Source organism: Glutamicibacter sp., from assembly GCF_032154645.1.
GTDB lineage: Bacteria > Actinomycetota > Actinomycetes > Actinomycetales > Micrococcaceae > Glutamicibacter.
Genome location: NZ_JALDXV010000007.1, coordinates 1 through 11,915, shown reverse-complemented (window position 1 = coordinate 11,915; position 11,915 = coordinate 1). Strand labels below are relative to the sequence as shown.

The window sequence follows — 11,915 nt, the reverse complement described above, 5'->3', positions numbered from 1 at the left end:
TAAACGGTTCGACTCATTTCGGGGACTCGTCCTTCGTTTCATTATCGGAGGGCGAGACTTCCGCCTTGTCTGTTTCGGTGCTCTGAACCTTGTCTTCGGCTGGCTTGCTGGTAGCAGCATCGTTTACAGCGATTTTCTCGACCTTCGGCATTTGAGCCTCTGAACCAGCTGAGTTTGAGTCCGTGAGTTTCGAGACCGACGGGCCTTGCTCGTCCAGCTGTTTCGACGTTTCCTTTGCCTTGAGCGCGGCGTCAGCCTCAGCGTTCGAAGTGGCACCGAGTGCAGAAACCTTCGAGGTATTGATTGTTGGGCTCTGCTGCTTTGGCAATGAAACGACCTTGGCGGCAGATTCCGGCGGGGCTTGCGCTGCAGCTTCCTTGGCCGGTGCGAAAGACTCCGGGGTAGAAACATTAATTGGGCGGGGGGCTTCGACCACTGACAATGGCTGGCCACCGTATTCAGAAATGTTCTGGTCCAGTTCCTTGAGCATCATCTCGGCTTCGGCAATGCGCTCTGAATCCTTGCTGTCAATCGACTTGACCAGCCACTGGGCCAGTGCAAATTCGGCGGCCAGAGCAGCGCGGCGCATGATATGAGGGTCGGCGGACTTGCCGCGTGCCTCGACGTAAGCGGCAAAAACTCGCTCGCTGAAGTTCTGATCCTCCACGGCAGAAAGCCAGGCGAAGTCATCTGCGGGATCTCCCACATGCAGGTCCGTCCAACCCTTGACCGCAGTAATGCTGGAGTGGGAAATCTGGATCTGTTCTTCGTCAAAATCACCATGGACGACTGTCGCATTAAACCGCCATAGCGCCACGTCTTCCATAGCGTGTTCCCAGCGACGCAATAGTCGGCTTGGGACCTTACCTGTGGCTGCGGCGGTATCCAGTTCGTTGAGCTTCCGCTGGCGGACCTCATTTGCGGTGTAGGTCGGAAGTCCAGCGATCTCCACCGACTCGTCCGGAATCTGGTGAATTGCTGCCATGCACTGGCCTAGCGCCTTGGCTAATGAACTGCCTTCATCCACCAATTCATCCAACGTTGGTACACGGCCTGGCAGGTCTTTGTATACAAAAGTGCGCAGCGAACCTTGACGAACAGTTCCTGCCACACTCGGCAACGCGAAGGGGAGTCCTGCACGGACCTTGGCTGAAAATGCGCGCAGTGCCGACAGCTCGGCTTCCAATCGCATGCTTGCTTCATCGTGTCGAGGGGAGCGTACACGCCAACGCAGTTTCTGCGCGTCAACGATCAGTGCCGAATCAAAATCTTCTGCATCATCGGATAGCGCGGCAAAGCCCACCGGGGACAACCCGGGTACAGCGGCGGTGGCAATTGCGGCGAGTTCCATAGCAGTGCGTTTCACAATGTCCACCGTATGCGACATTCCAAGGTTCATCGTTGAATGACGCACGGGAGTCCCCTGCATTCATTGGGAATTTCCAGTGTTGCGACGAAAATCATCGTCATATCTATGCACAGTCCGAGCGCTGGGAGGTTAAGCGGCTTAACAGTGCACTAGGTTAGATGTATGGCGTTGGCACAGAAATATCGTTCACCACTTACCGGGCTGAGTTTTGCTCAATCATTGATTGAACGACCGTTGACGGAGCAAGAGAACCCGGAATTGATTACCCGTGCGTTACAGGATGAAACCACGAGTGTTGTGCTACTTAGTGAATTGGGCGCCGCCGCCACCATCGACGCGCTGTATCTGGTTCCAGGGTCTGAGTTGAAACGTACAGAAGATACGACCTTAGTGTTTTTGGGAACTCATCGCTCGCGTAATTACATTCTGGCCATCGTCCTTTCGGATAACTACGTACTGGGCGCAGACGCCCGCTGGATTTCACTGCGTGAAGGGTTCACCTTATTCAACGAACTCCACATGGAACTTTTCGTCGAGGCACAGGCCATCTCGAACTGGCTTGGGTCGGAAAAGTTCTGCCCCCGGTGCGGTTCGCCGGTGAAGCCCTCGGCTGCTGGATGGAACCAACGCTGTGAAGCGAACGGTCATCAGCTATTTCCTCGAACGGACCCGGCAGTCATCGCCTCGATTATTGATGAGCAAGACCGCATCCTGCTGGGCGCCAACGCTAACTTCCGTACCCACATGTACTCGGTACTTGCGGGATTTGTCGAGGCAGGGGAGTCTCTAGAATCGGCGGTGCGCAGGGAAATCTTCGAGGAAGCTGGCGTACACATCGGAGACGTGGCCTATCGGGGATCGCAGCCCTGGCCGCTGCCGCGCTCACTCATGCTCGGATTCAGCGCCGAAGCGCTCAGCACAGATCTGGTACCAGATGGGGCAGAAATTCGAGACCTTCGCTGGTTCAGCCGCGCAGAGCTTGAAGCTGAACTTCGTGCCGGGTCCTTGGAAATTCCACGCGGAGTATCGATTGCCTACGCCCTGATCAAATCCTGGTACGGACAGGAACTGCCGGAAGCTGCCGGCCGATGAGCCAGATTGCCAACACCCCCATCCACGACCTCCTATTGGGGCTGGATGCCGAGCAGCGTCAGGCAGCAGAGACCCTGCGCGGACCATTATGTATTCTTGCCGGCGCCGGCACGGGCAAGACGAGGGCCATCACGCACCGTATCGCCCACGGTGTACATTCGGGAATCTACAACCCGACTAGCGTCTTGGCGCTGACCTTCACTACCCGGGCCGCATCTGAAATGCGCACCCGACTGCGTCAGCTTGGTGCCCCGGGCGTTCAGGCTAGGACCTTTCACGCCGCTGCTCTGCGTCAGTTGCAGTACTTCTGGCCACAGGCAGTTGGCGGCAGCCTCCCGAACCTCGTCGAGCACAAGGCGCCAATTATCGCCGAAGCGGCCAGACGACTTCGGATTTCCAGCGATCGTGCAATGGTGCGGGACTTGGCCGCCGAAGTTGAATGGGCCAAGGTGTCCATGCATTCTCCTGAAAGCTACGCAAAAATCGTTGAAAGTCGCGAAATGCCTAATGGGTTGGCACCGGTGAGCATGGCGCGCATTTTTCAGACCTACGAAGAGCTCAAAGACGACCGCAACGTCATCGACTTTGAAGACGTGCTGCTTCTGACTAGCGCCATTCTGGAAGAAGACGAGAAGGTCGCGGCAAGCGTTCGTCAGCAGTACCGTCATTTCGTAGTGGACGAGTATCAGGACGTCTCGCCCCTACAACAGCGGTTGCTAGATCTATGGCTTGGGTCTCGTGATGAACTGTGTGTGGTTGGAGATGCCAGCCAGACCATCTATTCATTTACCGGTGCACGACCGGATTACCTTCTAAACTTCGGCACCCGCTTTCCGGAGGCAAAAGTTGTCAAACTAGTTAGGGACTACCGCTCGACGCCAGAAATAGTTTCCCTAGCGAACAAGGTACTTGCAACGCGACGTATTGAAACGTCTGTTCCAGACAGGTTCATTACCTGGCCTGAACCACTAGAACTGATCGCGCAGCGCGATCATGGACCTGCGCCGGAATTCTTTGAGGGCAGCGATGACGAGAATGAAGCTGAGGAAATTGCCCAACGCATAAAACAACTGATCAGCCAGGGCCAAGATATCTCTGACATTGCAGTCCTGTACCGAACCAACGGTCAATCTCAAGCCTTTGAACAGGCGCTCAACGCCAATTCGATCGCCTACGTTATGCGCGGTGCCGAACGCTTCTTCTCTCGCAGGGAAGTCAAGGAAGGGATGCTTGCCCTGCGTGCGGCACTTGGAGTATCGGCGCAGGAAGAAAACGTAACGCAGCTGGTTCGCGATGTGCTCTCCTCGCACGGGTATTCACCAAACGCTCCTAGCGGTGGGACGGGAGCGGTCCGCCAACGTTGGGAGTCGCTGTCCGCGTTGGTCCGGCTTGCCGATGAACTGGTCGCTGGCAAGACGGCACAGGATGAGAAGTGCACCTTGCATGATATTGTCCGCGAGTTGGAGGAACGAGCTGCAATTCAGCATGCTCCAACCCTGGATGGCGTCACTCTGGCTTCATTCCATGCTGCTAAAGGTCTTGAATGGGATGTCGTATTCCTCGCGGGACTGAGCGACGGACTGGTGCCGATTACCTATGCCAAAGACCAGGCGGGTTTCGATGAAGAGCGACGATTGCTGTATGTCGGAATTACCCGAGCACGTATTCGTCTTTTCCTTTCGTGGTCCTTGGCTCGAACTCCTGGCGGCCGTGCACACAGGTTCCCGTCGAGGTTCCTCGACGGGATCAAATCGGCCCGACAAGTTTCCAGCCGCCAACAGCCACAGACGAAACGACGCGAACAAAAGCTGACGCCGGCGGTGTGTAACACCTGCGGTTCGTTCCTAACCAGTGCAAAAGAGCGAAAGTTGCGACGCTGTGCTTCGTGTCCGGCTGCGTACGATGAGGCGTTATTTGAATCGTTGAGAACCTGGCGTTCAGAAGTGGCCAAGGCGAATTCGATCCCCGCGTTCGTCATTTTCACCGATGCGACATTGATGTCGATAGCAGAGCACCGTCCAACCTCAGAGCAGGCGCTGGGGAAAATTTCCGGCGTTGGACGGAGCAAACTTGAACGCTACGGGCAAGCCGTTCTGGAACTACTCGCTGAGCATGGGGGATAGGCAGTTGCAGCAATATGCAGCGCTTGCAAGAACGGTTCTCAAAGGATTTTAGATGCCAGCACAACCCACCAGTGTCGATTTCCAAGCCGCCGATGAAATTCCAGTGAGGATCGTTCGTTCGGCAAAGCGGAAGAAGACGATTTCATCGCAGTGGAGGGATGACCGCCTAGTTGTCCAGGTGCCCGCAACACTCGATGAAAAATCGGAGCGGATGCTGGTTGATGAAATGATCAAGAAGTACCGCCAATCCAAGGCACGCAAAGCAGCGACGTCGAATGAGGTTGCACTGGCCGAAAGGGCAACGCGCTTGGATCATCAATATTTTGATGGTCGTGCTCGTCCAACTGCTGTTCGATGGGTCACCAATCAGAACAAACGTTGGGGATCGGCTAGCCTGCACCAGCGGACGATTCGGCTCTCTTCGAATTTGCTTCATACTCCTGAATGGGTGCAGGACTATGTGCTCGTGCATGAATTGGCACATCTGGTTGCCCCCAGGGACGGCCACGGGCCAGTATTTCAACGTCTGCTGAACCGCTTCGAGCGCAGGGTCGAGGCTGACCAGTTCCTTGCGGGATTTAGTGCCGGATATCGTGCCCACGCCAATGAGCAAGGTGAAACTGTGTCGGTAGCCGGATTTGACGACGTGGAGGACGAATCTTCGGAATTGAGCGAATCTGTATAAAGCACTGATGGGTGTGGAACGAGGTTCCACACCCATCAGTGCTTTCATATGGAATTAGTTTTTTGGATCCTCAGGATCATCATTCTGTTCTGCACCGTCGGGATTCTTTTGGTCGAATTCACCAGCTAGAAGCTTGCCAAGTGCAACGTCAAAATCGTCGAACTCCTGGGCGGCAAGTTCGCGACGCTTCGTAAATCCAGTCGGATCACTCAGATCCTCCTCTGTCGGCATCAAGTCAGGGTGGCCCCAGACCGCGTCTCGTCCATCGATGCCGCGTTCATCGTGCAGGTGCTCCCATAGTGCCGCCGCTTCACGTAATTTGCGAGGGCGAAGCTCCAAGCCAACCAGCGCCGCGAACGTGGATTCAGCAGGTCCGCCGGTAGCACGACGGCGACGCATGGTTTCGCGCAGATGCTCCGCGAATGGCAAGTTCTGTGCAGCCAGTGAAACGACGTGGTCAACCCAGCCCTCAATGAGAGCCAAGGTCAATTCAAGGTTTTCTAGGGCACGATCCTGAGCAGGAGTGCGTTGCGGGTTGAACAGGCCCTCGCCCAACATCGACTGTAGAGCTTCTGGGTTGGACGGATCGATGTCTCGAACAGCTTCTTCAATGTGCGACATGTCGATGTGGATGCCGCGGGCGTAGGCTTCAACGGCGCTAATCAACTGGGAGCTCAACCATGGAACACGATCAAAGAGTCTGGTATGCGCACTTTCGCGCAAGATGACATAGAGCAGAACTTCCTGCTCTGGGATTTCCAGTCCATCGCCAAAGGCTGCAACGTTAGTTGCAACAATTCCTGGGGTGGTACCGGCGAGGGGAAGCCCGATGTCGGTGCCGCCGAGTACGTCCTTGGCCAGACCGCCGAGCGCGGAACCAAGCTGCATTCCGAACATGCTGGCGCCTAGGTTCCTGAACATCTGGTCGGAGTTGCCCAGCATTCCCTTCATCTGCTCAGGGATCTGGTCCTTCATGGACGTAGTGATCGCCTGGGCAACAGATTCTGCGACCGGTTCGGTAATCTTCTTCCAGGTTGCCAGCGTCTTGTCATACCAGCGTTTACGCGTCCAAGCTTCAATGGGAATTGAACCGGATTCGAAAGAAGTGGCGTTGTTCAGCCACAGGTCCGCAAGGTAGGAAGCATCGGTAATGGCACTTTGGCGGGCAACTGACACCTCCGGGTCATCGCTGGCATAGGCTTGCAGCGCCGTGTCGGAGGCAAGCTTCCAATTCACTGGGCCAGCCGAGGCATTGTTGTTCATCATTGCCGACATCATGGCCTGTGCCTGCTGCATCATCCGCTGCATGGCGGCGGGATCTCCTTGCGCGCCTAATGCGTCTCGCAATTGGGGAGGCAGGTCATCTGGATTGAATCCGCCGCCAAAGAGCTGACCAAACATCGCAGAGAAAGGATCTTGCGGAGTGTTCTCGTCGTCGTTGTCGTCAGGTCGATTATTCGGAGGGTTCTGTGCCATGTAGTTAAAAGTACCGCGAACAGCATTGAGTTAATAGGCCCAAAAGCGACAGTTCGCTTTGGGCACATCAAATCGCATGAGTTCCTAATGAAATTCACAGCTCGGCTTCAGTAGGGTTAACAGTAGCCTTGCCTGAATTGGCATTGCTGCAACTACTTTTTCGTCAGGAGCAGGGCACGTGCACGAACAGGAACCAATAATCTCAGCTAGCAGTCCGGTGGATTCCGGTGGTGCTAGCATCGGTTCCGCGAGGGCAAAACGTACGAACGCGGGTATCATCGCTCTGCTTTTGATTGGCATCATGATGTTTCTACCGACGAATTTCGTGATCCGTTCACCTGGCCCAGTGCTCAACACGCTTGGTGAAGTTGATGGCACGAAGCTGATTACCATCGACGGTGCGAAAAGTTATGAATCTGAAAGCGTCCTAGACATGCTGACCGTTTACGTTCAGGGCGGCGGAAATAATCGAGTCACCGTTCCCGTGGTGCTCGAAGCACTTTTCAACCCCACCAAGGATATTGCCCCGGAAGAAACCGTTATTCCCCGCGGTGTAACCTCCGACCAGCAATCTGAACAAAACGATTTCCAGATGGTTTCCTCCCAGGATCAAGCTGTTGCCGCAGCCTTGACCGAATTGGGATATGACTACAAAACCTGGTTGGACGTTGCGGGGTTCGCGACTGACACAAACAAAGACGTACTGAAGAACGGCGACCGGTTGTTGAAGTTCGAGGGCAAAGATATCGAGTCGCTTGAACAGCTGAAGGCGGAACTAGATAAGCAGGGGGATAAAGCCTCCACTTTAACCATCGGACGACCAGATAGAAACGGCAAGTTCAAAACAATGGACGTGCAGGTCTCGACTACTCCCGGAGAGGGCGGGCACAGGCAACTCGGCGTCTTGTTGAACACCAGCCATGACTTCCCGATCGACGTAAAGTTTGGTGTTGAGAACATCGGCGGTCCGAGCGCCGGCATGATGTTTTCCCTAGCAATTATTGATCGACTCACCGAAGGATCAATCGCCGGTGATCATCAGGTTGCCGGTACTGGAACTATCGATCAGCAGGGCAAAGTGGGAGCGATCGGCGGCATCGCACAAAAGATGGTTGCGGCGCAGCGAAGCGGTGCCACCATTTTCCTGGCCCCAGCTGACAATTGCTCCGATGTCGTGGGACGTGTTCCCGAAGGGTTGAACGTCATTAAGGTCTCGACATTAAAGGAAGCGCGCCAGGCCTTGGAAGACATTGCCAATGGAGCCAACCCCGCCAGGATGACGACATGCAAATAGGTTTTACCGTCCGCTGTGGGAAGAATGCGAAGTACGCAGAACCCAATGGAATTTGTAATGGCAGTTCAATGAATTTGGTAGATGAGTTCCGACGCCTCATGAAGCGTCAGGGATCAAAGGTAAGGAATAGATAGTGTCACACGGATCGGATACGCCGTTCGGGGGGCCACCGCCGCGGCCTCGCGAACCACAACAACCGTCTAGGCCCTCGGGCAAGAAAGTTTCACCGCTGACCATCACCATATTTGCGGTGGTCATAATCGTTGCGGTGTTTATTTTCTTGTCCAATTTTTACGCAGATATCCTCTGGTACAACCAGCTTGGCTATTCTGAAGTTTATTGGACCGAACGAGTAGCGAAGATCATCATCTTCCTGATCGCTTTGGTGCTGATGGCTGTGCCTATGTGGTTCTCCATGCGTTCGGCTTACAAACATCGTCCGGTGTATGCACCTGACAGCCACCAGCCAAGCTCGATGTCTCGTTACCAGTCCCAGCTGGAACCAGTTCGACGCTTTTTGATGTTTGGCATTCCACTTGTAGTGGGTATTTTCGCCGCAGTTGCGGTTGCCGGACAGTGGCAGACCATCATGTTGTTCTTCAACCAGTCTGCATGGGGCAGCCCGGATCCCCAGTTCAACATTGACCTGAGCTTCTTCATGTTCTCGTTGCCATTCATCGCCTTGCTCAACGGCTTCCTCATTTCCGTGGTTCTGCTCAGTGGCGTTGCAGGCATGCTGACTCACTATCTTTATGGTGGAATCCGAGTTGAAGAACGCGGCGGCATTAAGATCGGCAAGGCCGCACGTGTCCACGCAGCTATCGTTGTGGCCGTGTTCCTGCTTCTGCAGGCAGTCAACTTCTGGATCGGCCAATACGAGACCCTTACCGACCAGTCCGGCCGCGTCGCCGGTGCGCTGTACCGAGACGTACACGCGGTGATTCCCGCGAAGATGATTCTGGCAATCATTGCAGTTCTGATTGCCATTACCTACATCATTGCCGCCTTTACCGGCCGCTGGCGGCTGCCGTTGATCGGGACCGCTATGCTCGTCGTCACCATGATTGTTGCGGCAGGCATTTACCCGTTCCTGGTACAGCAGTATCAGGTAGTCCCATCGCAGCGTGAACTGGAAAGCCAGTACATCGACCGGAACATTAAGATGACACGGCAGGCATTTGCCCTGGATGACATCGAAGTAACGCAGTACGACGCGACTGTAAATACCGAGAAGAACGCATTGGCCAAGGAAACAGCAACCACGGCGAACATCCGTCTGCTGGATCCGAATTTGGTATCGGCTGCCTTCGCTCAGCTTCAGCAGTTCCGCGGTTACTACACCTTCGCCGATACGTTGAACGTCGACCGCTACAAGGTGGACAACAAGGTGGAGGACACGGTCATCGCCGCCCGCGAGGTCAATGTTGCCCCGACCGATACATGGGTCAACCAGCACATTTCCTACACCCACGGATATGGCTTGGTCGCAGCCTACGGCAACCGAGTTGCGGCAGGCGGACGCCCAGACTTCATGCTTGGCGGCATTCCTACCACCGGCGCGTTGAGCAATGATGACAAATACGAACCGCGAATCTACTTCGGTGAAAATTCACCGCAGTATTCAATTGTGGGCGGTCCGGACGAGGGCTGGGACGATCGAGAACTTGACCGCCCGAGTACCAGCGGCGACTCACCGGATACCCGCTACACCTTCCAGGGAAGCGGCGGCCCGAACGTGGGCAATATGTTCAACCGTATTGTCTATTCGCTGAAGTTTGCTTCTACTGACTTGTTGCTCTCCAATGATGTGAACTCCGAGTCGCAGATCCTCTACGATCGCGACCCGAAGGAGCGCGTCAGCAAGGTTGCTCCGTACCTGACCCTGGACACCAACGCCTATCCGGCCATTGTCGATGGTCGCGTGCAGTGGATTATCGACGGTTACACCACGTCGAATAACTTCCCATATGCGCAGCAGCAACAGCTGGCCTCGGCGGTTTCCGATTCGCTGACCTCGTCTCAGGACATCAATGCGTTGAATAACCGGGTGAACTACCTGCGAAATTCAGTCAAGGCGACGGTTGATGCCTACGATGGTTCGGTAAAGCTTTACGCGTGGGACCCGGAAGATCCTCTGCTCAAGGCCTGGCAGAAGGTGTTCCCGAATACTATTAAGCCCATGCAGGACATGTCTTCCGAGCTGATGGAGCATGTTCGCTACCCAGAAGATATGTTCAAGGTTCAGCGTGAGGTGCTCTCGAAGTACCACGTTGACGATCCGGGAACTTTCTACCAGGGCAATGACGAGTGGGCGGTTCCCGATGATCCGACCACTTCAACGTCCAAGGTCAAGCAGCCGCCTTATTACATGTCCCTGAAGATGCCGACCCAGGACCAGGCGACGTTCTCGTTGACCTCGACGTTCATCCCGGCGGGATCTGCCAACGGGCAGCAGCGCAACGTGATGTTCGGCTTCCTGTCGGCCAATGCAGATGCAGGCAGCGTTGCAGGAACGAAGGACAAGGACTTTGGCAAGTTGAGGCTGCTGGAGCTACCGACGGATACCGCTGTTCCGGGTCCTGGTCAGGCGCAGCAGAACTTCGATACCAATACAAAGGTCACGACGGAACTTAACCTGCTGCGTCAAGGTGCTTCCGAGGTGAAGAACGGCAACCTGCTGTCGCTGCCTGTCGGCGGAGGCATCCTGTATGTTCAGCCGGTCTACGTTCAGTCGTCTGGCGCTACCAGTTACCCAACCTTGCGCAAGGTCCTGGTGTCCTTCGGCGATCAGGTCGGGTTCGCTGACACATTGTCGGAGGCTTTGGACGAAGTCTTCGGCGGCGACTCCGGAGCCGTCACCGGTGAGAACGATACCGGTGATTCAGGTAAGAAGGACGGCGAGGATGAAACCAAGCAACCGTCGCAGACCGAAGAGGAGAAGCTGAGCAAGGCGCTGGAGGACGCGAATAACGCTATCCAGGCCGGACAGGAAGCTCTGGGCAAGGGCGACTTCGAAGCCTACGGCAAGTCTCAGGAAGCACTCCAAGATGCTCTGAAGCGAGCAACCGAAGCTGACGATGCAATCAACGGCAAGACTGCCGATGATCAATCACCTGCGCCGGAGAACGCAAGCCAGGCACCAAGCGAGTCCGCGGTTCCAACCGATGGGGGCAACGGCTAGGGGAGTCCTACGCCAGGATGCCGATTTGCTTTACACTCCGCGATGATGCAATAATTTACTAGTCATCGCGGGGTGGAGCAGTTCGGTAGCTCGCCGGGCTCATAACCCGGAGGTCAGAGGTTCAAATCCTCTCCCCGCCACCAACGAAAAGGACGGAAGCAGCTGCTTCCGTCCTTTTCGCATCTCTGGAGTCTGGGCGTTGGGATGCTTACCAGAGGGCTGAGCCGGTATTTGATGACGAATCGATGCCAAGTCGTAGGATCATTCGCGGTGATAAGCTCATCGAAGAAGTCGCCGATGAAACCGTTTGAATTTAAGATGGCGAACAACTCAAGATTGCGCCGTGATGAAGGACACGTCATCTCAAGTGGCGGTGGAGTTTTCCAATTGGTAAAGTTGTATTTACCGACGCGGGGTGGAGCAGTTCGGTAGCTCGCCGGGCTCATAACCCGGAGGTCAGAGGTTCAAATCCTCTCCCCGCCACGAAAGTGGCAAGGACGGAAGCAATCGCTTCCGTCCTTTCTTTTTGCCACCAGGCTTTTGCGGGTGAAGGTGCTGCATGGGATCGCTCCAGTTTGGCCCCTCGGTAGCTTTCGGTGACCAGCGCCACGCACTCTCGATTTGAACTGGACGTTACGGGTTGGTAATGTTGTATTTACCGACGCGGGGTGGAGCAGTTCGGTAGCTCGCCGGGC

Annotated in this window: 7 protein-coding genes and 2 tRNA genes; 7 read left to right on the top strand and 2 right to left on the bottom strand. The window is 55.4% G+C overall.

Annotation, left to right across the window (positions count from 1 at the left end):
- Positions 1-13 precede the first annotated feature (13 nt).
- A complete protein-coding gene (locus tag RUH64_RS07750; protein ID WP_313812621.1) occupies positions 14-1,366 on the bottom strand; it encodes a phosphotransferase in 1,353 nt (450 codons plus the stop codon).
- 165 nt (positions 1,367-1,531) lie between these two features.
- Between RUH64_RS07750 and nudC the strand changes: the two genes are divergently transcribed.
- The 3 genes from nudC (at position 1,532) to RUH64_RS07735 (ending at position 5,269) form a co-directional block, all read left to right on the top strand.
- Positions 1,532-2,461 (top strand): NAD(+) diphosphatase, encoded by a 930-nt coding sequence (gene nudC / locus RUH64_RS07745; protein WP_313812620.1) that lies wholly within the window; start codon positions 1,532-1,534, stop codon positions 2,459-2,461.
- On the top strand, positions 2,458-4,584 hold the full coding sequence (locus tag RUH64_RS07740; protein WP_313812619.1) for an ATP-dependent DNA helicase UvrD2: 2,127 nt from the start codon (positions 2,458-2,460) through the stop codon (positions 4,582-4,584). Before nudC ends, RUH64_RS07740 begins: the two co-directional genes overlap by 4 nt.
- Positions 4,585-4,762: 178 nt before the next feature.
- Positions 4,763-5,269 (top strand): M48 family metallopeptidase, encoded by a 507-nt coding sequence (locus RUH64_RS07735; protein ID WP_313812617.1) that lies wholly within the window; start codon positions 4,763-4,765, stop codon positions 5,267-5,269.
- A gap of 54 nt (positions 5,270-5,323) precedes the next feature.
- Here the strand turns inward: RUH64_RS07735 and RUH64_RS07730 are convergent, their stop codons facing one another.
- Positions 5,324-6,745 carry a zinc-dependent metalloprotease gene (locus RUH64_RS07730; protein WP_313812615.1) on the bottom strand — a complete coding sequence of 474 codons (1,422 nt, stop codon included), beginning with the start codon at positions 6,743-6,745 and terminating at the stop codon, positions 5,324-5,326.
- Positions 6,746-6,923: 178 nt separating this feature from the next.
- Between RUH64_RS07730 and RUH64_RS07725 the strand changes: the two genes are divergently transcribed.
- From RUH64_RS07725 to RUH64_RS07710, 4 genes are all read left to right on the top strand, one after another.
- Complete coding sequence (locus tag RUH64_RS07725) at positions 6,924-8,039, top strand: S16 family serine protease (RefSeq protein WP_313812613.1); 1,116 nt, start codon at positions 6,924-6,926, stop codon at positions 8,037-8,039.
- Positions 8,040-8,172: 133 nt separating this feature from the next.
- The gene (locus RUH64_RS07720) at positions 8,173-11,220 is read left to right on the top strand and encodes a UPF0182 family protein (RefSeq protein WP_313812611.1); all 3,048 of its coding nucleotides are present in this window, start codon (positions 8,173-8,175) and stop codon (positions 11,218-11,220) included.
- 66 nt (positions 11,221-11,286) lie between these two features.
- Positions 11,287-11,363, top strand: a tRNA-Met gene (locus RUH64_RS07715).
- Between the two features lie 266 nt (positions 11,364-11,629).
- A tRNA-Met gene (locus RUH64_RS07710) sits at positions 11,630-11,703 on the top strand.
- Positions 11,704-11,915 lie beyond the last annotated feature (212 nt).

Excerpts from the sequence above, each read along its gene's own strand:
- nudC (WP_313812620.1), top strand. The coding sequence starts at position 1,532 with ATGGCGTTGGCACAGAAATATCGTTCACCACTTACCGGGCTGAGTTTT.
- RUH64_RS07740 (WP_313812619.1), top strand. The coding sequence starts at position 2,458 with ATGAGCCAGATTGCCAACACCCCCATCCACGACCTCCTATTGGGGCTG.
- RUH64_RS07730 (WP_313812615.1), bottom strand. The coding sequence starts at position 6,745 with ATGGCACAGAACCCTCCGAATAATCGACCTGACGACAACGACGACGAG.